We start from the raw sequence: 26,593 nt of genomic DNA, 5'->3' as shown, positions 1-26,593 counted from the left end.
CTTTTATTTTTTTCTTCACAAGTAAACTTCCCCTTTGAAAAAAAATAAAACATGCTAATGAAAAATTTATGGTTCATTTCTTCTAGCAAAATCTACAAATCGGAACTTATCTGGTCTATGTCGTGATTCCGTATACTGAAAAAGTGTCGCATTTTCAAAGTAGATATAGTTTTTTACTACTACAATAGAATGAAAACCCTCTAAGTCCAGTAAGTTAAAATCCTCCTCAGTTGGCTCCTCTACAGTGAATTCCTTTCTCGCAAAGCTAATTTTTAAGTGTAAATCTTTCTCAATATAACTAAAAATAGAATTTCTACAAATTTCTTCTGTTAAACCTGGAACATACTGCTCCACTAGATAGTCTTTATCTAAGATAATTCTCTCTTCATTTATTTCTCTCACGCGAACGATTTCATAAATAGAATCCTCTTTTGCTAACTGCATTTCTTTTTGTAAACTAGAAGAAGGATTTTTTTTGGCAAAGCTTTCAATAATGGTTACAGACGTATGTCCCATTTTTTCCGCTAGTTCTTTAAAACTAACTAATCCAGATATAGGAAATTGTAATTTTTCTAAATCTAATACTAAAGAACCTTTTCCACGTAATTTCTGAATATACCCTTTTTGTGATAATATGTTTAAGGCTTTCCTAATGGTTTCCCTTGAGGTATTGTATTGTTCAGCTAATTCATTTTCAGAAGGCAAAATTGTATTAGCGGCATACTTACCACTTCTTATTGCTGCTTCTAATTCTTCAAATATCATGTAGTATTTATTCAATGCTTATTCACCAACATTACTTTTTTTCACTATTCTACCGTTTTTTTTTCTTCATGTCTAAAAAGTGAAGGTTTTTTTCAAAAAAAGGTTTTGTTTATAGAAAGTTTGGGTAAATAATAAATGGTACTTTATAAGTTGTGAAGATGTCCCATAGAGCATATTATAAATAGGAAAAAGGGCTGAATTATTTGACTATTTTATGAATGTTCTCCATTAGAAATCATTTAATAATAGAACATATTGTTCTTTATATGGAACTTTTTACTTATAAATGCTATGATATGTATACATACTGTTAGTGAGGGTGAGTGAGGCCGTATGATCGGTGATAGAGTAAAACAGCTACGTTTAGAGAAAAGAATGTCTTTATCTGAATTAGCGGACCAAGCAGGAGTAGCGAAATCCTATTTAAGTTCATTAGAGAGAAATTTACAATCCAATCCATCTATCCAATTTTTAGAGAAAATAGCTGCTGTATTTCATATACCAGTAGATCAATTATTACATGATCAACAGAATAAAGATGATTTAGATTCTGAATGGTTAAAAATTGTAAAAGAAGCAATGGATTCAGGTGTTTCTAAAAATGAATTTCGTGAATTTCTAGAGTTTAATAAATGGAGAATTGAACAAAAAAAATAAATTTTACTCAAGTTTAACATTACATCCATTATAAATAGGATTATAAAAGGGTTAAAATCCATTCCTTGATTACAAGTAAGATTCGTTTTCAAGTGGGATAGATTTTAACCCTATTTGTTTTTAATCAGAAAAATCTGACTATTCTAGAGGTGCAATAGAATTTCCTTCAATTAAGCAATCTTTTTCTTTTTTTATAAACGCTCTTACTTCTTGTAAATTCATTCCAAGGCTTTTAGCTTCACTAATTAGCTGAATCCATTCCGCATCTAGTTGTTCCTTAAAAAGATTACTATCAATCACTTAATTCTTCCCTCCCAAAAATACCTTCGTATTTCGGTAGTCCGGCCATCATCGCTCAAATACACATTAGATCCGTGACTTTGCGTCCCAAACTTTCGCCTTGGTTTGCCCTTAACTAGTACGATTATGTTTATTTATTTTTATTATAGCTCTTTATTCCCCATCATAGTGCTACATTTTGTCATAAAATTAGGATAATATACTAAAATATTTCTTTCGTTTTCTACAATTTTTTCTTTTATCACTCGAGAAAGGTCGAAATAATCCTACTATTGCATTACCCATATAACTATTTGTTCAACTATGCTACTACTTATTTACTTTTATTATAATAATATTGTGTTTGATATGTATTTATTACTTTTTCAAAAGGATATCTAACATTTATTCTTTCAAAGGTAATAGCATTAAAAAACGGATAGTCTGTAAGATCATGATTACAAATAGGACAATACCATTTTCCAATTTCGCTGCTACTAAAAGATGGTCTTTTGCATCTATCACAATTTTTCCTGTACATTTTCCACCCTCTTATACTCATAATCTATTCATTTGAACAGAATGTCTCTTTCTCTCAATAAAAAGAACTAGTTCTTTTTATATGTATTTTATGTTCTTTTTTAAGAACCACTTCTTTAGTATAGGGCAAATCTATCATTTTCTAAAATTCCAAAATCAGCGATATTTTCTTTTTTAAGAACAGTTTCCGTTCTTTTTCTCGCGTTATCTCTTCTATTCTAGCTTTTTCGTATTTTTTAAAGAAAGGTTCGTTCGTTATAATGAAACTGTAGACTTCCATATGGAATGAGGAGATTATTATAAATGTTGGTTGGAGCAAAAATAAAAACACTAAGATTGAAAAGGGGATTTTCAATAAACGCTCTCTCTGATAGAGCCGGTGTCTCTAAATCATATTTAAGTTATATTGAGCGAGGAATCCAAAAAAACCCCTCTCTCCAAGTGTTATCTAAGCTAGCATGTACTCTTGATACAAATTTAGAAGAACTGCTAGACACGAACAGTACATCAATAGACAGCATGGATGAGGAATGGGTTAAGTTAGTTGAGGGAGCCATTGAAGATGGTATTACGACAGAAGAATTTGCCGGAATTCTTGATTATGTTAAATATAAGAAGAAGAGAGAAGAATAGTACATAAAAATTGGCATAGCTAGAAAAGGGAAAGAAAAAGGAGAAATGCTAGTGTGATAACATTTCTCCTTTCTGTTTTTATTTATTTAACTCTACTGCAATTCTAGAACCAACTTCTGCATTATTTTTAACTAGAGCAATATTAGCAACTAGGCTAGTGCCTTCTGTTAATTCTTTTACTTTACTTAATAGGAATGGTGTAACATTCTTACCTAAGATTTGCTTTTCTTTTGCTTCTTGAAGTGCTTTCTCAATGATTTCTGTAATATAGCTTTCTTCAAGAGCATCCTCTTCTGGTATAGGGTTAGCAATGACTACTCCACCGTTTAAACCTAACTCCCATTTAGTACGGATCATTTCTGCTACTTCTTTTGGAGTATCAATAGAGAAATTCACTTCAAATGGACTAGTTCTTGTATAGAAAGCAGGTAATGAAGTTGTACCATATCCAACCACTGGTACACCATATGTTTCTAAGTATTCTAGGGTTAAGCCAATATCCAAAATAGATTTAGCACCAGCACAAACAACAGCAACACTTGTCTTAGCTAACTCTTGTAAGTCTGCAGAGATATCCATTGTTTGTTCTGCTTCTCTGTGCACGCCACCGATTCCACCAGTAACAAATACTTCAATACCAGCAAGTTCTGCACAAATCATCGTTGCTGCTACTGTAGTTGCTCCATTTTTCTTGCCTGCAATTAGAAAAGGTAAATCTCTTCTACTAGCTTTTTCAATGTCATCACTTTTAGCTAGGAATTCGATTTCATCATCTGTTAAACCAATTTTTATTTTTCCGTTAATAATAGCAATAGTTGCAGGTACTGCTCCATTTTTGCGGATAATATCTTCCACTTCTTTTGCTGTTTGCACGTTTTGCGGATAAGGCATACCATGAGAAATAATAGTAGATTCTAAAGCGACAATTGCTTGGTTATTTTTCTTTGCTTCTAATACTTCGTTTGAGTATTCTAACCATTCTTTTTTCATTTTTTATGTCTCCTCTTAGTGAAAGTAATTTCCAAACGTTTCTTGCAACTTCTTATTATTCAACTGGGGATTAACTGTTTCATTGGATTGTAAGGTTAGTAAGGAACAAGCAATCCCTATTTTACAAGCATCTTCTGTATGTAACCCTTTAATGTGTGAATACATAATTCCTGATACTAAGGAATCTCCAGCACCTGTAACATCTACCACATTTATCTTTGGTGGCAAAATAACCCCTGCTTCTCCCGATTTAGTGAAGTAGATTAGTCCCTTATCTCCACGTGTAATAACTACTTTGTCTACTCCCTTTGAGAGAATAATTTCAGCAGCCTGGAAGAAATCTCCCTCTTCCTTAATGTTCATATCTGCCAACACTTCTGCTTCGTCTTTATTAGCAATTAGCCAAGACACACCATGTAAATTCTGCGGAAGCTTCTTAACCTTTGGGGCAGAAACTGGTGTTATACATAACGATTTCCCTTCTTTTCGACATCTTTCAATCACATATGCAAGAACGTCTGCTGGGAAATTAGTATCTAGTATGACTAGATCTGCTGAAGCAACATGTGCCCACTTTTTCTCTATTAATTCCTGATTAATACTGTTGTAAATAGACATATCAGCCAATGCCACTTGTAATTCACCTTCAGAATCTAGCAATGCTGTGTACGTTCCCGTCTGATGTTTTTCTTTCATTACAGAAGGCGTAATATCTACATATGCTTTTGTACTTTCTAAAAGCCATTCCCCGCCATGATCCTCTCCAATTATCGTAAAGAGAGAGGTTTGGACTCCTAGTCTCCCAAGGTTTTCAGCAATATTTCGTGCTACTCCACCTGCTGATTGACTAGAATAGGCTGGATTAGAAGTGCCATATTGAATGGTCTCTTCTGTTTGAAGCTTACGATCAATGTTTGCACCACCGATACATACGACTTCTTTCTTTTTAGGAAAAACGTACGCTCTTCCTAATAGTTTCCCTTCTTTTGTTAACGAGGAAATATATCCTGCTACAGCCGAACGAGATAATCCAGTTTTTTCTGCTAATTCATTCTGGGTAACAAAAGGGTTTTCTTTAATTAACTCCAGAATGTGAATCTCTTTATCATTCATATAGTCCTCCTTAAAAAGGAATTACACAAATAAACTTTTGTCTATATTATAGACTTTTGTTTTATAATAAACAACCCTTAACTAGTATTCGTTTATAATAAATAAAACATTAGCTTAATATACTGTAATCTTAAGAACCCTTATTCTCACTAGGCTAGGGAGATGACAGGGATAGACAGACAAACAAAAAAAGACTGATTGAAAGTCAGTCTTTTTCTTAATTCGTTACTTCTTCTCTTGGTTGAATTAATATATCAACACGTCTATTTTTTTCTCTACCTTCTGCTGTATCATTGCTTGCAATTGGTTGGTATTCTCCAAATCCTTTTGCACTGAATGCTCTTGGGTCTAACTCATTATTCTCTAATAGTAATTTCATGAAATTCAATGCTCTTGTTACACTGAGCTCCCAGTTAGAAGAGTATTGAGAATTATGAATCGGTACATTATCTGTATGACCACTTACTATGATGCTCCTCGGAGGGTCCATTACTAGTAATTTTGAGATTTCTGATACAATATTTTTGTCTGCATCACGCACTTCCGCACTTCCAGAAGCAAATAGTACATTATCTCTTATGGATACATGTAATCCTTCGTCAGTAAGCTCTGTTTCAAGCTTGCCACCTAAATTATTTTGCTCAATATAAGCATTAACCTTTTGTTGTACTTCTGCTAGTTCCTGTTGATCCTGTTCTTTTTGTAATTCCTTTAATTTTTCATCTGAAACACTTTTACTGTCATCTTGGTTGTTTTCCACTTCTTCATTTGTGTCCAGATTTTTTTCTTCTTTAGATGGTGCTGGACTAGGAAAATCGAGTACTCCTGTACCGCTTTGGAACTCTTGATTAAATACTTCTGCCATGGCAGAAAATTTCTTTGCATCTAAGGAACTCATTCCATACAAAACAATAAACAACGCTAATAGGAGCGTGAGAACATCCGCATAGGGAACAAGCCATGACTCATCTACATGCTCTTCATGATGTTCTTTCTTTTTCCTTTTTTTACTCATTAGCACTCACGCTACTTTCACTTTCCTCTAAGAATTTCTTTCTCTCGGTTACCGGTAAATAAGATGCTAACTTTTGTTCAATTACTCTAGGTGCTTCTCCTTCTAAAATAGAAAGAACTCCTTCAATCATCAAATACTTTTGCTTTGCTTCAATCTGTGATTTTCTTTTTAGCTTATTAGCAAATGGATGCCATAGGACATATCCTGTAAATATTCCCATTAGTGTAGCAACGAAAGCAGCACTTATGGCATGTCCAAGAGCTTCTGCGTCAGACATATTCCCAAGTGCAGCTATTAGACCAACAACCGCTCCTAATACTCCTAATGTAGGTGCATAAGTTCCTGCTTGAGTAAAAATAAGTGCTCCTGTACGGTGTCTTTCTTCCATTGCTTCTACTTCTTCTGATAATACATCTCTTATATACTCTGCACTTTGTCCATCAACAGATAAGGACAAGCCATTCTTTAGAAATGGATCTTCCACTTCATTTGTTCTTGCTTCTAAAGCAAGTAATCCTTCTTTTCTAGCAAGCTGTGCCCAATCAGAGAAAAGACGAATTAATTCTTTTGTATCCTGTAACTTCTGTTCTTTGAAAAGAATTCCAAATAACTTTGGAACTTTCATAATTTCTGGTAAAGGAAATGCGATGACAACAGCAGCAACTGTTCCCAATAAAATGATTAATATGGCAGCTGGATTTAAAAGAACGACAGGGCTAACCCCTTTCATTACCATACCTACTCCAACAGCAATTAATGCGAGTATTACTCCAAATAAGGACGACTTATCCATTGAATCCACCTATCTTTTAAAAATTTCGTTTCTAGTTCTTACTCTTTTTTTCGACATAATTACGTTTTTTTTTAGAAGTATTTTGTGTATATTTGTATAAATTTGTTTTTTCATGCAAATAGAGATGAATGAATCATCTCTCGTTTTTGATAAGTTCGCTTTCATTGCACCAAATAGATTGGGTAATTTTCTGAGAACCTGAAATGAAAAGTTCCCACCACTCTTTATATTACTATTATATATCATTTCAATTTTTCTTTTGGTATAGGATGATTTATTTTTTCTAAAAATAGGAGAGAACAGAAAGGAGTGTTAGACATGGCACGTGGAGAACATTTTAATCATAAGAAGAAACATCACCCAGGCCCTTTACCTGCGGACACAAGAAAACATACTCATGCAGAAGATGCTCCTGAAGACGAAGAGTTCATTGTGACACAAGAAGCATTTAAAAATCGAGTAGAAAAAGATTAATTAATCTAACTCCATTTAACGGCGCTCTTCTTTTTGTAAGGGCGTCGCATTCGTTTATCCCTCCTTTCTACCCCTTATATAGACTTACTCCATGTTATACTAATAGCTGGAACTAAAATATAGAATTTTCTTTTGAAGGGAAATTCATCTATTGGAAGGTGTATTATGAAATCTCTTGTATTATGTGAAAAACCAAGTGTTGCTCGGGAAATTGCCCGTGTGCTTGGTTGTAATAAAACTTCAAAAAGTTATATTGAATCAGATAAATATATTGTAACATGGGCACTTGGTCATTTAATTGAATTAAAAATGCCTGAAAACTATGATCCGAAATTTAAAAACTGGAACTTAGAGGACTTACCAATCATCCCAGACAAGATGGGAATAAAAGTGATGAAGCAAACTAGTCATCAGTATAAAGCCATTGAACAGCTTTCTAAGCGAAAAGATATTAAAGAATGCATAATAGCTACAGATGCGGGAAGAGAAGGAGAATTGGTGGCTCGTTGGATACTAGAAAAAGCACGTTTCAATAAGCCAACAAAACGTTTATGGATATCCTCCCAAACAGATAAAGCTATTAAAGATGGCTTTAAACAATTAAAACCTGGAAAAGAATTTGATTCACTCTATCAATCAGCAATATGTCGAGCACAAGCTGACTGGCTTATTGGTCTAAATGTGTCCCGTGCACTTACCACTAAATTTAATGATCCATTATCAGCAGGTCGAGTACAGACACCTACACTTTCTATGGTGATTGAACGCGAAAAGGAAATCCAAAGCTTTATACCGAAAGAATATTGGACTATTTCCGCTACCATTGAAGGAATGCAAGCAAGATATGAACTTAATGGAGAAAAAAGAATTTTCAATCAAAAAAAGGCAGAGGATATAGTAGCTAAATGTCAAAACCAAATGGCTATTACTGACTCTATTCATCGTAAAGAGAAGACAGAAAACCATCCACTTCCTTATGATCTGACAGAGCTACAAAGAGATGCGAATAAACGCTTTGGTTTTTCTGCCAAAAAGACCTTGAATGTACTTCAAAAACTTTATGAGCAACATAAAATTGTTACCTACCCGAGAACAGATTCACGCTACTTAACAACGGATATGAAAGATACCATGTTAGAAAGACTAAAAGCTATTTCTGGGGCATACAAAGAGGAAGTACAGCCGATTATTAATAAACAAGGGAAAGTGGAAGCTCCAAGTGTTTTTAATAATAACAAAGTATCAGACCATCATGCCATTATTCCAACTGAACAGCCAGTATTCTTAAACCGTTTAGATAATGATGAGATGAAATTATATGATTTGATTGTTTTACGTTTCTTAACTTTATTCTATCCTAAGTATAAATTTGAAACGATAACTGCTGAACTAAGCATAAATCGAGAAAAATTTACTGTCCAAGAAACCAATGTTCTTGAGCTAGGATTTAAAGCTCTAGACGCAAGGAAAGATACTAGCTCTCAAAAGTTAACTATCCAAAAAGGTCAGCAGTTAAAGGTTCAATCGATCGTAAAAGAACAAAAATTTACAGAAGCACCATCTCGCTTTACAGAAGCAGATATATTAGGGAAAATGGAGAAGTTTGGTTTAGGAACTCCTGCAACACGTGCTGAAATTATTGAGCGTTTGCTAAGTTCAGAAGTAGTGGAAAGACAAAATGGAAAATTACATTCTACTCCAAAAGGAAAACAACTTATTAACTTAGTTAATGATGATCTAACTACTCCTGATTTAACATCACAGTGGGAAAAAGAGTTAGAGGATATCGCCAAAGGAAAAGCAAACTCCATAACATTTATGAAGCAAATTAAAGAACAAACAAAACGTTTTGTTTCTGAAATTAAACACAGTGAGAAAAACTATAAAATACAAAATTTAACAGGTTCTAAGTGTCCAGAGTGTGGATCTTTCCTTAAAGAGAAAAATACTAAAAACGGAAAGATTTTGGCATGTTCAAGCATAGAATGCTCATTCAGTAAGAGAAAAGATCCAAAACTATCTAACAAGCGCTGTCCACAATGTCATAAGAAAATGGAAATTCATAACGGAGTAGCAGGAACCTACTTCCAATGTAAAGCATGTAATGTAGTAGAAAAAGCTACTGACCGTAAAAAGACCATTAATAAAAGAGAAGAGCGCAAACTTGTTCAACAGTATAGTAAAGATGATAACTTTGGTACAAGCCTAGGTGACTTGCTTAAAGCAGCTATGAAAAAAGAAGACTAATGAAATAAGTACCACTCGTGAGATGTACTGCACCTCGAACGTTAGAGTTAAGAATCTGACGTTCGAGGTGCAGCACAGAACGGGTGGTTTTTTCTTAGGTTAAGAAGCCTTTATTACTGACCAAACCTTAAAGAACTAGTGAAAGGGTCCGCTCTAGAGAACTATACTAAGGGCCAAGTGGAGAAATAACCGGAGGAATCCGACTATTTTCGTTATTACCTTAAAAAATAGCTCCAATAGACGGATATTTCCGGTTATCCTCCTAAAACACTTAAAAATGTGAAGGTTTTTCCTTGCTTAACCGGAGAAATCCACTTATTTAGTTAAATAATATGAAGAATAGCTCCAATAGACGGATATTTCCGGTTATTTTCCTAAAACACTTAAAATGTGAAGGTTTTTCCTTACTTAACCGGAGAAATCCACTTATTTAGTTAAATAATATGAATAATAGCTTCTATAGACGGATATTTCCGGTATTCTCCTAAAACACCTAAAAATGTGAAGGTTTTTCTCCTTGCTTAACCGGAGAAATCCGTTGTAGCACCAAAATATCATTCAATCAGTATTTAAGCGGAATTCTCCGCTTATTTTGCAAGTTACTACAAATTTGCTGGTGACCATACTATACTCCAAGATGGGTTTTTTCCATAGCCTGTAAAGAAACTTCTCTGCTTCTTACTTACTTTTAAATTTTTCCAATAGTGTAGAAGCAACTAACTCTTCCGTTGCTTTTACTTGCCAATCGGCTTGCTTAAAAATCTCTCCCTGTCCAATCCCCACAGAAAACATAGGTGTCCTAAGTATTCCGCTTAAACCAGCTTGACCATCCTCTATTGCTGCACAGTTTTCATACCTTACTCCTAAACCATCTGCAGCCTTCAGAAAAATTTCCGGATCCGGTTTTCCTTTTGTTAGTGAATGGGGATCTACAATACATTCAAACCAGTCTCTTATTCCAAATCGCTCTAATAAAAACGGCGCATTAGAACTAGAGGAGGCAATACCAAATTTAATTCCGGCTGCTCTTAGTTCTTGAAGAAATGTAAGCATCCCTGGAAGCATTTGTTCCGAAGTGAAATCCTTGATAAGATCTCTATAGTAATTACTCTTTCTGTTCCCTAGATCTTCTTTTTCCAGTTCAGTTAATACCTTATTTGTTCTAGCTAATAAATCATTTATAAGAACTTTTCTTGGCACTCCTTGATAATTCAGATTATCTTCTTCTGTAAAAGGAGCACCAATCTCCAAAGCCATCTTCTTTGTTGCTTTATAGTAATAAGGTACTGTATTTGCAATAACACCATCAAAATCAAAAATAACTGCTTTTAATTCTCTCAAAAAATAAACCTCCTAAAGATTCCTAAAAAACTCTGTTTGCCCACATATAACAGCTACTTTACATTATGGCAAAATAATTTTCCTACTAAAGTCTATCCTACCTATATTCTATCAAATCCATCTATTAATATGGGTAAATTCCTACTTGAAATTATGCTAATGTTGCAATGAATCAGTTTATTTATTCTCATAAAAAAGCTACAATAGAAGAAGCATCCATTCCCTCCTTGGGATTTATGCTCATACATAGAGCTACTGCTCAGGAAAAAGGAGAGTTTATATGAGTACATTTCAAGAAAATCTACAAAAATATGCAGAGCTTGCTGTAAAAGTAGGGGTAAATATTCAAAAGGATCAAACACTTGTAATTAATACAACTATTGATGCACTAGAATTTGTTCGCCTTGTCGTAAAATCTGCTTATGAAGTTGGCGCAAAGAATGTCGTTGTTAACTGGTCTGACGATGTTGTTACACGTACAAAATATGACTTAGCACCAAGTGAAGCATTTACAGAGTATCCAGAATGGAGAGCAAAGGAGCAAATAGAATTAGCTGAAAATGGTGCAGCATTTATGTCTATTACTTCTTCTAGCCCTGATCTTTTAAAAGGAGTAGACCCAGAGAGAATCAGTAACTTTCAAAAATCGGCTGGTACAGCATTAAGCACATTCCGCCGTTATGTACAATCAGATAAAGTAAGCTGGACTGTTATTGGAGTTCCTTCACAAGCTTGGGCAAATCTTGTTTTCCCAGATGCACCTGCAGAAAACCGTGTTGAATTACTATGGGATGCCATTTTTAAGGCTTCTAGAGTAGATACAAAGGATCCAGTTCAAGCATGGAAAGAGCATGATAATAATCTTCATACGAAAGTGGATTACTTAAATGAAAAATCCTATAAAAAGCTTCATTACACTGCTCCTGGAACAGATTTAACTATTGAGCTTCCAGATGGCCACTTATGGTGTGGAGCAGGCTCTATTAATGAAAAAGGTTTTGAATTTATGGCTAATATGCCAACAGAAGAAGTGTTTACCGTTCCTCATAAAACAGGTGTAAATGGTACTGTCTCTAGCACAAAACCATTAAGCTATGGTGGAAATATTATTGATAACTTCTCTGTTACTTTTAAAGATGGCCGTATTGTGGAAGTAAAAGCGGAACAAGGGGAAGAAATTCTTCGTAAATTAGTCGAAACAGATGAAGGATCTCATTATTTAGGAGAAGTGGCATTAGTTCCACATCGTTCACCAATTTCTCAATCTAACATTCTTTACTACAATACTCTATTTGACGAAAATGCATCTAACCATTTAGCTATTGGTAGTGCATATGCATTTTGTATTGAGGGTGGCAAAACAATGTCTAGTGAAGAATTAGCAGAAAAAGGATTAAACGAAAGTCTTACACATGTTGACTTTATGATTGGATCTGATCAAATGAACATTGATGGAATCACTTCTGATGGCAAAGTTGAGCCAGTATTCCGCAATGGAGATTGGGCATTTTAAATTTTAATGAACATTAAGGAAGAATCAGCCTTCTGAGGAAGGCTGATTCTTCCTTTAATTTACCCACTACTTCCTTTTCAATTGGATCGATTGAATCATTTGAGATTCATCTAAATGGATTAGTAATTGATAATTATTAGCATCATATGTTGCCATATACTCATTATCTATGTTTACAAGACTGTTCGGCTCCCCTAAAGCATTCTTAAAGGATTGAATAGATTCCTTCAAGCGGACACCTGGAATAGAGACGGACGTGACCATTTCTGTTCCAGTATCATAGTAGTAAGTAACCTCTGGAAAAATCAACCTTGCTTCCTGTATGTCGGCATCTTTTACGACATAATCAGGATTTATTTTTATTATTTCTTTTATACTAGTACCAATTGGATATTGAGTACCAATTAATAATCCTTGTTCAGCAAGCGTTATTATATTTGAATCAATTTTGACATTTTTAAAAGGATAATAATACTCTCCTTCTTCTAGCCATTTTGCTATTACTTCTTTATCTGAAATAAGTGTTTCATCCACCTTCTCAAGCTTTAACTTGTTTTTTTCCAACATCCAAGTGTCAAAGTGAACGTTCTCTTCATCTTGTTTACTCATTGTTTGCAAATAATTTTGTTGGATACTTTTTATATTCCTACTGGATAAATTTAAGCCACCATCAGATACACTTATTAATTTATTCTTATTTATGCTATAAAAGTAAGCAACAAGGTTATTTTTACTGTTTTCTTGTAATATCGCTGCAATGTTTTGCTGGTTAACCATATACGTACTGGAATTTTTCTCTGAGAGATTAAATGTCATCGGATTCGGAAGCTGCACATCCTGTCTATAGGCAAGCTGTCCATACTCTTCATTCCATAAGTAAAAAGAGAAGTCTCCTCTTACAATCGTATCATCTTTCTTCCCCAGCGTATTATCTTCCGCTAACTGCGATTTTTTCTCCCCTTCGCCCACAAGATATATTTCGTAATCACGGTCATTTACTTTCATATTAATAGTAAAATAGGCGTTTTGTTCCACCCAGTCTATATCTCTTGTTCCAATAGTATCTTTATTTATATTAGTTGTTTTTTTATTATCTATATAAAAATTTAATAATGTCGCACCGACTGAAAATACAATAATCACTAACAGGGTCCAAAGGAGCCACATATTCTTAGCTTTTCTCATTCATACTCTCCCATTACTTTGTAACAAATCTTCCTATGAACAATTATATGCTCAAGTTGTTTGCTCAACTAACTAATAGTAACAAAATCAACGACTTTCTACAAACCTAGCTTTTTCCAATTTCAAAGCTACCCCTGTATATCTCCCATTTAAAATAGAGAAAAATCGAAGAAAACTTTCATCCCTTGCACCAACAAAACCAATATGAGAAGATTAAAAGAAAAGCAAAATTAAACTCAATATCTTGCACAAACGGAAGATTGTTCATAAGTTTGCTATATATCAGTTGGGGTAGAAAAAGTTATAACGACACGGATTATAGGGAATTCTTTAAAGATAAAGCTACTTAGATAAGGGAAAAACAAGTGTTGTAAGCTTATAAAAAATGGTGGGAGGAACCATAATGATACAATATCATGTACTAGTGAGCGGAAAAGTTCAAGGTGTTGGTTTTCGTTATTTTGTCCAGATGACTGCTATGCAATATGAGATAACTGGTTGGGTAAAAAATAGATCCAATGGCATGGTAGAAATAGTCGCAATTGGCGAACAAAACGTTTTAGACTCCTTTCTAGTGGAAATAAAAAGAGGAAATCGTTTTGCAAAGGTTCAAAAAATGGATATAACAAAAGAGGAAACATCTGAACTCTTCACTTCCTTCCGTATTACCTATTAGCATCTATTAAAATAAGATTATATTTTCTAAAATTCAGGAGGTTACTATGTGGAAAGACTTTAAAGCATTTGCAATAAAAGGAAACGTTATAGACTTAGCAATTGGTGTGATAGTGGGTACAGCATTTAGTAAAATTGTTAATTCACTTGTATCAGATATAATTATGCCATTATTTACTCATTTATTTCTTGGAGTTGAATTTAAAACCTTAGTATACAAAGGTATTGAGTATGGAAACTTTATACAAACGATTGTAGATTTCTTTATTATTTCCTTCTCCATCTTCCTTGTGATTCGCTTGCTAAGTAAATTTAAGAAAAAAGAAGAAGTGAAACAAGAAGCAGTGAAGGTAGATTCGAAAGAAGAACTATTAAAAGAAATACGTGATTTATTAAAAGGTGACATGGTTAGAGAGAAATAAATATACTAACTAATGAAACATTCCTGTTAATAGGACGTATATAGATTATCATAATGATAATGGAGTGAAGAGAATGTATGCATATAGCCCAAGTAATGAATATATGCCATCTGTATTAAGAACTTTTGCCCTTTCACTAGGTATTGCCTTTACAGGAACCATGATAGGTAATTTTATTCCTTCCTATCTTTTTTTACCTTTAGCTATTTTAGAAATTGTATTATTACTCATTGCCCTTTTTGCTAGAAGAGGAAAATCTCTTTCCTACTCTTTCTTGTTTATCTTTACATTCATTTCTGGAATTACTACCTTCCCAATTGTGTCTTATTACGTTTCTACAGTTGGAGGAAATGTTGTAATAAATGCACTAGGAACTACCACAGTAGTTTTTGCTGCTTTGGCGATATATGCTACTAAAACAAAGCGAGATTTATCTTTCTTAGGAGGTATGTTATTTGCAGCATTAATAGCTTTAATAGCCATTAGTATCTTTAACTATTTTTGGCCATTAACTACAACTGGAATGCTTGCTTACTCTTTTATTGGTGTCCTTGTTTTTAGTGGATATGTATTGTTTGATTTTAATCGAATGAAGCATTATGGTATTACCGCAGAGCAAGTTCCTTTAATGGCATTAAATCTATACCTTGATTTCCTTAACTTATTCATCAGTATTCTTCGTATTTTTGGGATATTAGCTGATAAAGATTAAAAAATAAGCCATCTACCTGCATATTTCTTGCAAGGAGATGGCTTTATTTATTATTCAATTTTTCCTTTATTAACTCAATCCACTCTTCCGGATCATCTTTTATTACAAATGAGTATACTCCATGATTCGTATGAAGATACAAAATCTTATATGTATTGATGCTTTGCTTATAGGAAATATCATATATAGTATCCAAAGGAAATGTTTTTTCAGCAGAGGAAATTTTGTCATCTTGTAGAATGAGGGTTTTCTCTATTTCTGTACTCAACTGCCCGCTATAATCAATTGTTCTTGTAATAACATAATAAGAGAATACATTCATACTTGAACTCCTTTACTACTCTTTCAATCATTGTTTTTCAAGAACAGACAAATTGGTCAACAACATATCGGAAATTCTCATCATTTCCTGGAAAATAATTTGATATTTCGACAGCATTAATAAAAAAATGCCGACCAATTGTCTATTTATTACTTTATTCAGAGAGAAGGTTATCTCTAGTTTCGACAGGGTTCTGAAGGATAAAACCCTTAATATAAATCCTTATACTTATTTACTAGCTCTTCTGTCTCTTTCTTACGTTTCTTTCTTGCCTCTGCTCTATCCTTTGCAGATTCATATAGACTTTTTTCTTCTTCTGTTTGTGGAATCACTTTTGGCACTTTTGTTGGTTTCCCATTTTCATCAATTGCTACCATGGTTAAGAAGCTAAGAGCACAAAGATGTCTTTCTCCTGAAATTAAGTCCTCTGCACTTACCTTTACAAACACTTCCATAGAGGATGTACCTGTATATGTTACAAAAGCTTCCAAGCATACAGCATTGCCTTCCTGAATGGGATATAGAAAATCTACCGAATCCGTAGAGGCAGTTACAATTCCTCGTCTTGCATGGCGCATAGCTGCAATTGCTGCTGTATCGTCAATATACGCCATTAATTTACCGCCAAACAAAGTACCATAAGTATTTGTGTCTGTTGGAAATACAATACTTGTTTTTACCACTAATGATTCACTACAATATCTTGACTCTTCCATAAATCCTCCTTGACACCTTTGATGATATTCATTGCATTAAGTTTTTTGCTTGCTCTTATTATATGCTAACAAAGAAGGATGAGTCTAACCCTTAGCGGAAGAAGGAATTTTTCTTGCGCGGCTTTAATAAATCTCCCATCCAGCCACGTGACTTTAGATAGAAGAAGACAGCTACCGTCGACCCAATAATTATACCTAAAGAGAGAACATAGCCAAATTTCCAATCTAATTCTGGCATAAACTTAAAGTTCATTCCCCATAGAGCTCCCCATGCCATAATAGGTGTACAGAGAGTAGTAAAAACAGTAAGAGTTTTCATTATTTCATTTCCTCTGTGCTGAGAAACTACCTCCTCAAAGTTCACTAAGTTATTTAATTCCTTTTCATATTCAGAAACAAGTGTTAGTCCTCTTTCAATTCTTATGCTACTCCTTTTATACTCTCTCCCTTTTACGGCCGAATCACCAAAAGCTTCTTCAATTGCAAATTTAATCTCTAGAAAAGGAATCATGACATTTTTCCAAATAAGAATTTCGTGACGAGACTGATAAACTTTATCTAGCGTTTTTATACTATTTCTTTCTTTTAAATCCCAAATCAACCCTTCTAACCGTTTCTCATATGCATCTATATGATAAAGTAGTTCAGTCATGATGTGACCAATAATAATCATAAATCCTTCGACCGGCGTTGCAGCACGCATCATTCCTTCATATAAATTGTTACTGTCAGTATGTAAGCTATTATCATGATAATCATAAGTAATAAGACAATCTTCAGACAAGTAAAAGTGAAAAATTTCATAAACATCCTTTTTCTCCACTTCTCGGTTATATATCAAAGATCCACTTAATGTTTCTTTTCCTACTACTTTCGTTTCCATTTGGATATAATTACTTTTCTTGTCCTTCACTTCTTTAAACCATTTTTTTATATCATAGCCTTTATCTAAAATAACTTCATAAATGTCATTTTCATTCGTTAATTTATACCATTCCCAATCTTGCAAGTGATATTTATTCACCCTAATCCCCCTAACTTACTTATTTGTTCTCTTATTATTCCCTGAATAAAGTTTGTGGAAACAAGGGAAAGGGTAATTAATAGATAGTAAGGAAATTAATTTATTATAGGAGGGATTTTTATGTTTGGAAAAAACACAGTACGTACTTTTGCTATTGTCGGGGCTGGTGTAGGTAGTTTCCTTCTTTTTACGAATAAAGGGAAGGAGGTTATTCACCAATTAAAAAATAAGTTACATTCTCATTCAGACGAGGACTTGCTTTCTAAAGCGGGAAATCCTGCTCCTGATGATATAGGTGACAATAATATGGTTAATGAGGGTGCTATGTACTCTGTAAATTATTATAATGAGAAGTTGAACCAACAATAGATGACATGATTTTTATGCTCATTTATCTTGAGCATAAAAATCTATTATATTCCCTTTTACATAGATATCATCTTTTTGCTGATTACTTTTGGCTTTAGCTGCTCTTTTGCACGTTTCATTCTTGTTTTTACCGTAGAAAGTGGAGTGTTTGTATGATCACTTATTTCTACCAATGTTTGGTTATGATAATAGAAGAGTAATAGCGGTTCCTTATAGATAGGTGCAAGTTCCTCTAATGTTCCAATCATTTCTTCCTTATCACATTGACTAATAAGCGTTTCCTCAGGCTCTAAAGAAACCGACGTGTCTCGTGCATACGTATAGATGGATTCTTCCCAAAATTTCTTTGAAGTTTTTTCTTTCCTCCAATAATCTCTACATTTATTAATGGCTATTTTGTATAACCAACTCTTTATCTTTTTACAATCCTCAAAGGTTGGAAAAGATAGATAAGCAGAAATTAAAACTTCTTGATATAAATCCTCCGCCAGCTCTTTATGCTTTACTAAGGATAATACATATATATAAATAGATTTACCATGTTCTTTTACCATTTGCTCAAATATATTTGTTTGCTCTAAATGATTATCTTGAATTAATAGGGATTCCATTTCTATTCTCCTTCCCCTTTTTACATCACTACTTAATAAACGATTTCTTTTGATCGAATCCCTACAGTTTTTTTTATTTTTTATGAAATTTTATTAACTGGTACAAGCCATATAGAAAATCCAATCTTTTTACAAATAGTTAAATAATGTAAGGATGCTAATATAGCTGCTCCTAGATTCATTCCAATAGCTATTCCTCCCATCTGCAGCTCACTTAGGGAGCCTAAATAATAAATGGCTGAATAGGAAAATATAGTGGACCAAACACTGTGAAAAACAGCATCCTTTAATAAACCGAGTCCAATTAAATAAGCTTGCATGGGAATAGTAAAATAGTGTAATAGAAAATATGGCCATAGAAGCTGTACAATGGCTGCTGCCTGAGTGGAATGAAAAAATGTCATAGTAAGGGAATCTGCATAAAAGTAAAAAATACCAACAGCTACAGTACCATATATTAGTGTTATAATCATTACCTGTTGCAAAAGCTTTTGCAATTTCGTGTAGTCTCTCTGTGCATACGCTTTTGATACAGTTGGAATCAGCATAGTCATAAAGCTATGTGCAATAAAGGAAGGGAAAAAACCTATCGTAAATGCAATTCCAGCTAACATCCCAAATTGCTCCGTAGCATTTGCCGCAGAAATACCTGAAGCCACTAATGCTCCCTTAATCAAGAACGGTTGTATTGCGTGAGTAAGAGCATGAAAGATTCGAAGACCAGTGGTAGGAATAGAAACAGACAGTAAATCCTTCCAAATAGCCTTTCCACTTAAAATAGTATTCTTTTCTTTTCTAATTCGCTGATATTGAACAAAAAACATATGCATTAAATATAAAAATACAACCATATCACTTCCTACAATAGTAAAAAAAGCGATTAAGACAGATGTTTCAATATCGAATGAAAACCACTGAAATAAAAAGACTAATAATCCTAGTTGAACAATTTTTCGCAAGAAGTTAGAAACAGCAATTTTCCCCATTTGTTGTTTTCCCATAAAGTATCCTCTTGCAATGGAGGTAAAAGATATGATTGGTAACAGTAGAATAACCATCCATTTTAATAGTGGGTGATAGCTTTTAAACATCGGAATAAAAGGAATCACAATTGATGCAATAATAGTGAGTACAATGGTAAAGATAATGGTCCACTTTAACACTTGCTGTAGCATCCCTACATGATAATTAGAATCTTTCTCTGCTATAAATTTGGAAATAGAAGTGGGTAATTCAAAGCTTGCCAATAGAACAATAAGAAAAATGGTTGGCAGAATAGTCATATATAAACCTAGTCCATGTTCTCCTAGTTCTCTAGCCATTACCATATTGACAAGGAATTCAATGCATTCTCCGAAAAATGCTGTCACGATTAATAACAATGTACCTTTATAAAATGAACTCATGGACCTCTCCCTCAAATACTCTTCTACCTCAATACTAGTAAAAGAATAGTGTTTATTTTCCTTTTCTCTTATCATTCTATGAGACAAGTCCGAAAAATATTTTTCTAGTTTGTCTTTTTTCCATTTCTGATAGTCCAAGAAAAATTAATCAAACGTTTAATTAAGGGTGAGTTAGGTCTAAAATCATGATTGTTTACCTTTTTATTTATTCAACAAGAGAATGTTTGAATGCATAGATGACCGCTTGTGTTCGGTCTTGTACTTGTAATTTCCCTAAAATATTACTTACATGTGTTTTAACTGTTTTTAAAGCAATAATTAAATGATCTGCTATCTCCTGGTTACTCTTTCCTTCTGTCATCAGCAGCAATATTTCCATCTCTCTTGCCGTTAAGTCTTCATGAAGAGGAGTTATTTTCTTTTCTCGCATTTTTGTCATCATTTTATCTGTCACTTCTGGTTCAAGAACAATATGACCACTGAATGTTTTTCGGACTGCGCTCGCTATCTCGCTTGCTTTGGATGTTTTTAGCATATAGCTAGTAGCTCCTGCCTGAAGTGCTGGATATACCTTCTCATCATCAAGAAAGCTTGTGACAATGATAATCTTTGCTTCTGGCCAAGAATCAATAATCTGTTTGGTCGCCTCAATTCCATCCATTTCATCCATCACAAGGTCCATTAGAATGATATCAGGTCTTAATTCCAGTGCTAACTCTATTGCTACTTTTCCGTTTTCTGCTTCTCCTACCACTTCAATATCCTGTTGTGCAGAAAGATAGGATGATACTCCAATCCGAACCATTTCATGGTCATCAACAAACAACACTCTAATCATGCTTGCTCCTCTTCTCTTTCCAGTATTGGTACTTTTACTTCTAAGCGAGTTCCTTGCTTCTCTAAACTAACAATTTTTAATTGTCCGCCAATTTCAGCTGCTCTTTCATACATATTTTGCAAGCCATAAGATCCAGTTTTTCTCACATCAACATTAAATCCAACTCCATTATCAATCACTCTTAAAATGATAAAGGCTTCTCTTTCTATTAACTGTACTTCTAATTGTTCTGCCTTAGCATGTCTTAGCGTGTTAGATACGGACTCTTGCAGAATACGAAAAAGATGATCTTCCATTCCTTTGTCTAATTGGAGGTCCTCTAACTTCCAAACAATTTCTAACGTTACTTTTTGCTTTAATTCTGTTAGCAAATCCATAATCCCGATTTTTAAGGATTTTCCTTTTAATGCTACTGGTCTAAGATGAAGCAATAACGCTCTCATTTCTAATTGTGATTGTTGTATGGTTTCTTCCACTAGCTGCAATTGCTTCGTTTCTCGATCATCTGATAAAGGTCTTGTTTCATTAATGGCTGATAATAACATAGATGCTGCAAATAATTGCTGACTAACAGAGTCATGTAATTCTCTAGCCAGTCTATTTCGTTCTGCAATAATAACATTTTGTAGCTGCTTTTCTTGATCCTCTGCCTTTTCATTCACTAACTTTTGTGAAAGCTTCGTCTGCTCTAATAACTGCCTTTGAATGTGATTAATGGCATATTCTAGCTGAACTAACTCCTCTGTACTACTAGAAGGATAATTAGTCGATGGCTCTAACGGATCTAAGCTATGTATTCTTTCATCTAAAGCACTTAGCTGTCTTTTCCACACATACCCAGAAAAGAACCCAACCATAATTCCAATACCAAGATTTACACTACTAACAAAAAGGGCAAATGGTATGCCCATTAATTCTTGTTCCCAGAGTTCACTCCACTCTGTTGGGGGGAAGATTGTTAAATAACTTATAGAAAAGAATAGAAAAAACAAAAAGGAGGTACCTACTCCCCAAATAATCTGTCGAGTAATGATACTCATATTCTTTTCACCTCGAGCTTCCCAACAACAAAGGAGGTAACAATCTTCACTCTGGTGTTTGCCTTATTATAATCAGGTGTTTTCACCGTAACATTGTGGTTAACTAGATGGTTATCAGCATGCCCTAGAATACGATAAGAACCGAATATCGTAGAATGATTAATACTTACTTCCATATCATAAGGTATATATAATTTTACATCTCCAATTATATTTCTTATCCATATGACTGTTTCTCCTTCAGGAAGAACCGTATAGCTTAGATCAATTTTCGTGTTATTCAGACCACATTGAATGTTAATATCATCCCATTCATATACATGGTCAGGTGTATTGTTTCGATTATAAATAGCATTTGTAAAAAGAACTTGTTTTTTTATGATAGGTTCTTCCAGCCCATCAGTAGAATTCTTGCTTTTAATGAATGGTTTTATTATTTCTGTAGCCTTCTTATTTTGCATCAACTGCATAAGAAAATAGAGCAGTACACTAAATAAGAAAAACTTAAAGGTAAACATATTCAAAACACTTATGGATAGGATAAGTATTCCTAACCAAAATGAAAATTTGCCAAATAGCCCTTTTAATGATCTTTTTGATACATAGATCATCCCAACAGACACAAGAAGAGAAAAGATTAAGCCTGGATTAAATACAAAGAGTTCTAAAAGTAAAAGAATTCCTCCAATAATAAGAACCCAATGTGTATATTGGCCCTTAAATCTTTGAAACATAGACCCTCACTCTCCCTTCTTACTGTTTTTTCTGTAGGCTATTTCTTTTATCTCTATCTTTTATTATCTTATTATAAGCGATTTTATTTTTATCATCTTCTGTTTAAAAAGGCGTAAATATACTACGCCTTTTTAGGATACCACTTTTCTATAAACTTATGGAATCTTCTTCTTTTTTCAGCATGTTTTTTTCTAATGCAGCTAGCTTTTCATCCATTGTATGCTTATAGTATTTCGCATTAATCTTATTCTCTAATTTTTCTATATAGTCTTCCATCTCGCTAAAGCGTGCTGGATTTGTAGGGTTTGCTGCTTGTTCATCAAACACCTTATTCATTTTATAATTCGCTCTTGTTACATTTTCCTTTGCCATTAACTCCATTTGGCGTAACTTCATGTCTTTTAGTTTATGCAGCATATCCATGTATTTCTTTTCTAAATCATGTAATTGCTGATTAATGGTTACTAACGTTTCACTTAGACGTGCCGTTCTCTCTTCATAATGAGCTAGCTCTAATGATGCATAGGATTTTAACTCTTCTTCTCCAGCTTTCTCAGCCATTTCCACTTGAACTTTTCTCTTATTTGCCATTTGTTGTGCTTGTTGTTGTTCTTTCGTAAATTCTTCTTGCAATTTGTACTGACGATCTACAAGTTCCTTTACTTTATCTGTTTCTTTTTCACATTCTCTTAAATATTGGTTTAGTAATGCAATGGGATTTTTGTCTTCTTTCTTATCTAATAACTGATTTAGATCTGCTAAAATAGTTGTTTTCATTCTTTCTAATAAATTTGCCATTCTTATTTCTCTCCTTTTATTTCGTTAATTTAGACCATTGATTTTCAAAGTTTACAAATGGATCATCTGTATGTTGCGTTTTTACCACTACTTGTTTGTTATTGTTCCATTTCTTCATAACAAGATATAAAACATAGGCTGCTACTACACCAATAATAGCTGGTAGATTACTTGCAGTGATGACAAGCATAATAACGCCTGCAACTCCCCACCAAAACTTAGCTCCTTTACTCGTAGCTTTTGCGAATTGCTTATAAGCAAAATATAGAACCGCGGCACTGATAACCAACCCAATCATTGGACCAATTTGTGATAATAAGATGATGGTAGCTACTGCCCCTATTAAAAATAAACCAAATTTTTTCATTTCGTTTATCGCTCCCTTCTTATCTACTATGTTACCTTTCCTTTGATTTTTTCATAACATGCCTTAGCTTGATTTTCTTATACAACTTTAGTCTTAGATATTCATCATCCTTTTTGGAATAAAAATAAAAAGACCACATTGGGTCTTCTCATATGTCCACTTTAAATGGAATAAACAAAATAGTTATTTATGGGTGAACTTATTATTCAGTTAATAAAAACAAACTATTTTTCTAAATCGGTCAAAAAGCTTTTAGAGCGTATGCCTGATCTTCTCACAATGAAATCAAGATTCACGTTCACTTCGGCCTCCGTAAAGGTTTGGTTCCATTCGTCCTTCACCTTCATAAAGGCATCATAATCTTGTCTTCTTAGCATTTCTCCAAAACCAAAAATGTCTGTACCATATTCTTTTTGCACTTTTTTCACAGTATCCTCTATAGCTTTAGAAAATGTTTTGTTTATTCCCTTTTCATAACTTTCAATGGATCCTATCTCATCAATATCTTTATAACATTGTGTTCCTTCTAGGTAGCCTTCTGCTTTTATTTTTATATCAAAATACGGTTTATCGTCTTTCCACTTCGCTTTAATATCTGTTTGTGAATCTGTTAATCTTATGGAGCTATAATCATCTTTCTTACAAGTAAGTGATAAGGATGTTTGCTTTAGTTTATTTTGAATCCATAAGTAATTTCTTGCATCCTCTAATGGTAAAAAACCTACTAATTTTTCGTCTTTGAAAATACCTAAAGAGTCTACAACAACAAGCGCGTCTGGAGTTACACTCATAATATTCTCCATGCTTTTCCCTTTTTTCACATCTCCCTTTAACTTTACGGTAGCTAAAACAGGTTCTTTCCCTTCAAGTGCTAGTTCATCAATAAAATCATTAATTCGCACTCCTGGATCACCACCCCAGTCCTGTAATAATTGATTCAATTGAGGAGATAGCTTTAAAGAGGAGGCCTTCTTAAAATGAGTAGTAACTTTTAAAATATCTGCTGCTTTCCCTTCTCTTGCAATGATTATATTAAAATCATCACGCATTTCTCGATTTCTTTCCAAATAATCAATAAAATCCAACATACCTTTAGTAGCTATCTCTTCACTGATGACCAGTACTTTCATATGAGAAAATACTAGAAGTTGTGCTAAATATTCATTAAACTGGTGCGTGATTTCTGAAACGGAGTTACCTTCAATAGATTCCACAACTGTTGGAGCATTTCCACTTGCTGTTTGTGTACTAAGCTCAACTGCATTCAACGCTTCTACTGTTACTTTAAACTTTGCATCTTTCCCTTTATCAATCGCCATACCTGATACAATTTTAATATCTGATAGCTCTTTTCTGTCCCAGCATCCTGTTAATAGCAATAAAAATAGTATGCTTATAACCACTCCTATTTTTCTCATTTATTCTTCCCCTTATCATCTGGTTGGGGAGGGGATGGAGAGCCTTGTGGTTTTTGTTTATTAGTTTTATTTGGACTTAAATAGGATGGTCGTTTATTAATGGCCCATATAGGAGAACGAATAAATACATCCTTTTGATCCTCTAAAATAAATGGTGCAACTGGAGCTAAATATGGTACACCAAAGGAACGTAAGGAACTTAAATGAGCAACCATGAATACTAATACCAATAAAACGCCATATAACCCAATAACGGAAGCTACAATAATTAATACAAAACGGATAAGTCTAGAAGCATTTGCAAAGTTATAGTTAGGAAATACAAAATTAGCAATGGCAGTAATGGCTACAATGATAACCATGATATTGGAAATAATCCCTGCTTCTGCAGCTGCTTGTCCGATAACTAATGCACCCACAATAGAAACGGTTTGCCCAACTGCTCGAGGCATTCTTACTCCCGCTTCTCTTAATATTTCAAAGGTTACTTCCATCAGTAACACTTCCACAACAGCAGGAAAAGGAACATCCTCCCTCTGGGCAATAACACTTAACAGGAGGGTAGTAGGCAAGAGCTCTGGGTGAAATGTCAAAACTCCCACATAAGCAGAAGGCATGATTAACCCGATCATAAAACTTAAATAGCGAATCAAGCGTACAAAAGTACTCATGAAGTAATTTTGGTAATTGTCCTCTGGTGATGTAAAAAAATCAGTCAATACTGCTGGAACAACTAAAACAAATGGAGAACCATCAATAATAATAACCATTTTTCCGTCCATTAAATAAGTAGCCACACCATCTGGTCGCTCTGTATTGATTGCTAATGGGAATACGGTTAAGCTTTTATCTGCAATTAGTTCTTCAATATTAGATGATTCGAAAATTGCTGAGATATCGATATTCTTTAGACGTGTTCGCACTTCTTCTAATATTTTCTCATTCGCTATAGAATGCATATATCCTAAATAGACATTTGTTCTTGTTTCATTTCCTATCATAAACTTCTCAAAACGCAGATTTTGATTTCTTATCCGCTTTCTTACTAAGTTAATATTCGTAGAGGCATCCTCTACAAAAGAATCCTTTGGGCCACGTACTACTGTTTGTGTAGTTGGTTCTGTTACAGATCGCCCTTCACTGTTAATATAGCTTAAACTCAGAGCTTGCCCTACTCCTCTAAACACTATGACAATCCGACCTTCTAGTATAGAAGTAATAATGTCTTTCACACAATCAATTAATCGGTAGCCAGATACTCCAAAGCTTCTTTGACTCAGGAGTTGTAGATCCTCAACCGTTTCAATGACTATGTCACTATCTGCATTATTTTGCAGGGTAGTTCCTAACATTTCCTTTAACATTTCTGTATTAATTACAGTTTCTAAATAAAAGATGCATCCCTCACTTCTCCCTAATCGAATAACATCTGTTTGCAAGTCTGAAGTATGACCAAATGCTTTTGTAATCTCTAGCTTTAACCCTTCAAAAGTGATAGCATTCAAATTTATTTCCTTTGGTTTCTCAGGTATTGTATTTGAGGGAATCTCTTTTTTACTATTTATAGACAGTATCTTTTTAAACAAGTTCATCCT

At 33.9% G+C, this 26,593-nt stretch carries 30 protein-coding genes and 1 riboswitch; of the genes, 9 read left to right on the top strand and 21 right to left on the bottom strand.

The genetic code is table 11. From position 1 onward, the window contains the following. Positions 1 to 66: 66 nt before the first annotated feature. On the bottom strand, positions 67 to 765 hold the full coding sequence (treR, locus tag F9279_RS02540; protein ID WP_152111385.1) for a trehalose operon repressor: 699 nt from the start codon (positions 763 to 765) through the stop codon (positions 67 to 69). A 333-nt stretch (positions 766 to 1,098) separates the two neighbouring features. Between treR and F9279_RS02535 the strand changes: the two genes are divergently transcribed. Next, positions 1,099 to 1,422: a helix-turn-helix domain-containing protein gene (locus tag F9279_RS02535; RefSeq protein ID WP_152111087.1), complete on the top strand. Its 324-nt coding sequence runs from the start codon at positions 1,099 to 1,101 to the stop codon at positions 1,420 to 1,422. A 138-nt stretch (positions 1,423 to 1,560) separates the two neighbouring features. Here the strand turns inward: F9279_RS02535 and sinI are convergent, their stop codons facing one another. Both sinI and F9279_RS26140 read right to left on the bottom strand, forming a co-directional pair. Beyond that, on the bottom strand, positions 1,561 to 1,722 hold the full coding sequence (gene sinI, locus F9279_RS02530; protein WP_226793134.1) for a DNA-binding anti-repressor SinI: 162 nt from the start codon (positions 1,720 to 1,722) through the stop codon (positions 1,561 to 1,563). Positions 1,723 to 1,754: 32 nt separating this feature from the next. Further along, positions 1,755 to 1,842, bottom strand: a riboswitch (cyclic di-GMP riboswitch). Positions 1,843 to 2,035: 193 nt separating this feature from the next. After that, positions 2,036 to 2,242, bottom strand: coding sequence for a hypothetical protein (locus tag F9279_RS26140; protein WP_193224410.1), 207 nt, complete (start codon positions 2,240 to 2,242; stop codon positions 2,036 to 2,038). Between the two features lie 302 nt (positions 2,243 to 2,544). Between F9279_RS26140 and F9279_RS02520 the strand changes: the two genes are divergently transcribed. Next, the gene (locus tag F9279_RS02520) at positions 2,545 to 2,874 is read left to right on the top strand and encodes a helix-turn-helix domain-containing protein (RefSeq protein WP_152111083.1); all 330 of its coding nucleotides are present in this window, start codon (positions 2,545 to 2,547) and stop codon (positions 2,872 to 2,874) included. 78 nt (positions 2,875 to 2,952) lie between these two features. Here F9279_RS02520 and F9279_RS02515 read toward each other — a convergent pair whose 3' ends face one another. The 4 genes from F9279_RS02515 to motA form a co-directional block, all read right to left on the bottom strand. Next, a complete protein-coding gene (locus tag F9279_RS02515) occupies positions 2,953 to 3,864 on the bottom strand; it encodes a pseudouridine-5'-phosphate glycosidase (RefSeq protein WP_152111081.1) in 912 nt (303 codons plus the stop codon). A 15-nt stretch (positions 3,865 to 3,879) separates the two neighbouring features. Further along, complete coding sequence (locus F9279_RS02510; RefSeq protein WP_152111079.1) at positions 3,880 to 4,977, bottom strand: carbohydrate kinase; 1,098 nt, start codon at positions 4,975 to 4,977, stop codon at positions 3,880 to 3,882. 217 nt (positions 4,978 to 5,194) lie between these two features. After that, on the bottom strand, positions 5,195 to 5,992 hold the full coding sequence (motB, locus tag F9279_RS02505; protein ID WP_152111077.1) for a flagellar motor protein MotB: 798 nt from the start codon (positions 5,990 to 5,992) through the stop codon (positions 5,195 to 5,197). Further along, a complete protein-coding gene (motA, locus tag F9279_RS02500) occupies positions 5,985 to 6,785 on the bottom strand; it encodes a flagellar motor stator protein MotA (protein ID WP_152111076.1) in 801 nt (266 codons plus the stop codon). Before motA ends, motB begins: the two co-directional genes overlap by 8 nt. 318 nt (positions 6,786 to 7,103) lie before the next feature. Between motA and F9279_RS24895 the strand changes: the two genes are divergently transcribed. Together F9279_RS24895 and F9279_RS02495 are read left to right on the top strand one after the other, a co-directional pair. After that, on the top strand, positions 7,104 to 7,259 hold the full coding sequence (locus tag F9279_RS24895; protein ID WP_193224409.1) for a hypothetical protein: 156 nt from the start codon (positions 7,104 to 7,106) through the stop codon (positions 7,257 to 7,259). A 165-nt stretch (positions 7,260 to 7,424) separates the two neighbouring features. After that, positions 7,425 to 9,506: a DNA topoisomerase III gene (locus F9279_RS02495; RefSeq protein ID WP_152111074.1), complete on the top strand. Its 2,082-nt coding sequence runs from the start codon at positions 7,425 to 7,427 to the stop codon at positions 9,504 to 9,506. Positions 9,507 to 10,184: 678 nt separating this feature from the next. Here the strand turns inward: F9279_RS02495 and pgmB are convergent. Continuing rightward, the gene (gene pgmB, locus F9279_RS02490) at positions 10,185 to 10,847 is read right to left on the bottom strand and encodes a beta-phosphoglucomutase (protein ID WP_152111072.1); all 663 of its coding nucleotides are present in this window, start codon (positions 10,845 to 10,847) and stop codon (positions 10,185 to 10,187) included. 280 nt (positions 10,848 to 11,127) lie between these two features. On the opposite strand from pgmB, the gene F9279_RS02485 reads away from it, so the two are divergent. After that, a complete protein-coding gene (locus F9279_RS02485) occupies positions 11,128 to 12,360 on the top strand; it encodes an aminopeptidase (RefSeq protein ID WP_152111070.1) in 1,233 nt (410 codons plus the stop codon). Positions 12,361 to 12,426: 66 nt separating this feature from the next. On the opposite strand, the gene F9279_RS02480 is transcribed toward F9279_RS02485, so the two are convergent. After that, entirely contained in the window at positions 12,427 to 13,545 is a 1,119-nt protein-coding gene (locus F9279_RS02480) for a hypothetical protein (protein WP_152111068.1), read from the bottom strand. Positions 13,546 to 13,948: 403 nt separating this feature from the next. Between F9279_RS02480 and F9279_RS02475 the strand changes: the two genes are divergently transcribed. The 3 genes from F9279_RS02475 to F9279_RS02465 all read left to right on the top strand — a co-directional run bounded on the left by F9279_RS02475 (position 13,949) and on the right by F9279_RS02465 (position 15,354). Then, positions 13,949 to 14,221 (top strand): acylphosphatase, encoded by a 273-nt coding sequence (locus F9279_RS02475; RefSeq protein WP_152111066.1) that lies wholly within the window; start codon positions 13,949 to 13,951, stop codon positions 14,219 to 14,221. A gap of 46 nt (positions 14,222 to 14,267) precedes the next feature. Next, a complete protein-coding gene (gene mscL, locus F9279_RS02470) occupies positions 14,268 to 14,642 on the top strand; it encodes a large conductance mechanosensitive channel protein MscL (protein ID WP_152111064.1) in 375 nt (124 codons plus the stop codon). 73 nt (positions 14,643 to 14,715) lie between these two features. Then, on the top strand, positions 14,716 to 15,354 hold the full coding sequence (locus tag F9279_RS02465) for a Bax inhibitor-1 family protein (protein ID WP_152111063.1): 639 nt from the start codon (positions 14,716 to 14,718) through the stop codon (positions 15,352 to 15,354). Between the two features lie 43 nt (positions 15,355 to 15,397). On the opposite strand, the gene F9279_RS02460 is transcribed toward F9279_RS02465, so the two are convergent. The 3 genes from F9279_RS02460 to F9279_RS02450 all read right to left on the bottom strand — a co-directional run bounded on the left by F9279_RS02460 (position 15,398) and on the right by F9279_RS02450 (position 17,416). Further along, positions 15,398 to 15,676, bottom strand: coding sequence for a hypothetical protein (locus F9279_RS02460; protein ID WP_152111061.1), 279 nt, complete (start codon positions 15,674 to 15,676; stop codon positions 15,398 to 15,400). A 209-nt stretch (positions 15,677 to 15,885) separates the two neighbouring features. Beyond that, entirely contained in the window at positions 15,886 to 16,392 is a 507-nt protein-coding gene (locus F9279_RS02455; RefSeq protein WP_152111059.1) for an acyl-CoA thioesterase, read from the bottom strand. A 91-nt stretch (positions 16,393 to 16,483) separates the two neighbouring features. After that, positions 16,484 to 17,416: a magnesium transporter CorA family protein gene (locus tag F9279_RS02450; protein ID WP_152111057.1), complete on the bottom strand. Its 933-nt coding sequence runs from the start codon at positions 17,414 to 17,416 to the stop codon at positions 16,484 to 16,486. A gap of 120 nt (positions 17,417 to 17,536) precedes the next feature. On the opposite strand from F9279_RS02450, the gene F9279_RS02445 reads away from it, so the two are divergent. Continuing rightward, on the top strand, positions 17,537 to 17,785 hold the full coding sequence (locus F9279_RS02445; protein ID WP_152111056.1) for a hypothetical protein: 249 nt from the start codon (positions 17,537 to 17,539) through the stop codon (positions 17,783 to 17,785). Between the two features lie 56 nt (positions 17,786 to 17,841). Here F9279_RS02445 and F9279_RS02440 read toward each other — a convergent pair whose 3' ends face one another. From F9279_RS02440 to F9279_RS02400, 9 genes are all read right to left on the bottom strand, one after another. After that, complete coding sequence (locus tag F9279_RS02440) at positions 17,842 to 18,396, bottom strand: RNA polymerase sigma factor (protein ID WP_152111055.1); 555 nt, start codon at positions 18,394 to 18,396, stop codon at positions 17,842 to 17,844. 80 nt (positions 18,397 to 18,476) lie between these two features. After that, entirely contained in the window at positions 18,477 to 19,802 is a 1,326-nt protein-coding gene (locus F9279_RS02435) for a polysaccharide biosynthesis protein (protein WP_152111054.1), read from the bottom strand. 205 nt (positions 19,803 to 20,007) lie between these two features. Continuing rightward, positions 20,008 to 20,640 (bottom strand): response regulator, encoded by a 633-nt coding sequence (locus tag F9279_RS02430; protein WP_152111053.1) that lies wholly within the window; start codon positions 20,638 to 20,640, stop codon positions 20,008 to 20,010. Next, complete coding sequence (locus tag F9279_RS02425) at positions 20,637 to 21,680, bottom strand: sensor histidine kinase (RefSeq protein ID WP_152111052.1); 1,044 nt, start codon at positions 21,678 to 21,680, stop codon at positions 20,637 to 20,639. The genes F9279_RS02430 and F9279_RS02425 overlap by 4 nt, the downstream gene beginning before the upstream one ends. Next, entirely contained in the window at positions 21,677 to 22,414 is a 738-nt protein-coding gene (gene liaF, locus F9279_RS02420) for a cell wall-active antibiotics response protein LiaF (RefSeq protein ID WP_152111051.1), read from the bottom strand. The genes F9279_RS02425 and liaF overlap by 4 nt, the downstream gene beginning before the upstream one ends. Before the next feature lie 148 nt (positions 22,415 to 22,562). Continuing rightward, positions 22,563 to 23,213: a PspA/IM30 family protein gene (locus tag F9279_RS02415; RefSeq protein ID WP_152111050.1), complete on the bottom strand. Its 651-nt coding sequence runs from the start codon at positions 23,211 to 23,213 to the stop codon at positions 22,563 to 22,565. 16 nt (positions 23,214 to 23,229) lie between these two features. Beyond that, positions 23,230 to 23,580, bottom strand: coding sequence for a flagellar basal body rod protein (locus tag F9279_RS02410; RefSeq protein ID WP_152111049.1), 351 nt, complete (start codon positions 23,578 to 23,580; stop codon positions 23,230 to 23,232). A 224-nt stretch (positions 23,581 to 23,804) separates the two neighbouring features. Beyond that, positions 23,805 to 24,998 carry a Ger(x)C family spore germination protein gene (locus F9279_RS02405; RefSeq protein WP_152111048.1) on the bottom strand — a complete coding sequence of 398 codons (1,194 nt, stop codon included), beginning with the start codon at positions 24,996 to 24,998 and terminating at the stop codon, positions 23,805 to 23,807. Further along, positions 24,995 to 26,590 (bottom strand): spore germination protein, encoded by a 1,596-nt coding sequence (locus F9279_RS02400; protein WP_152111047.1) that lies wholly within the window; start codon positions 26,588 to 26,590, stop codon positions 24,995 to 24,997. The genes F9279_RS02405 and F9279_RS02400 overlap by 4 nt, the downstream gene beginning before the upstream one ends. Positions 26,591 to 26,593: the final 3 nt, after the last annotated feature.

Origin of the sequence: Bacillus sp. B1-b2 (assembly GCF_009183415.1) — a bacterium.
In the GTDB taxonomy this organism is placed as follows: Bacteria; Bacillota; Bacilli; order Bacillales; family Cytobacillaceae; genus Niallia.
The sequence above is the reverse complement of the archived record's forward strand: the minus strand, read 5'-3'. Positions and strand labels throughout refer to the sequence as shown.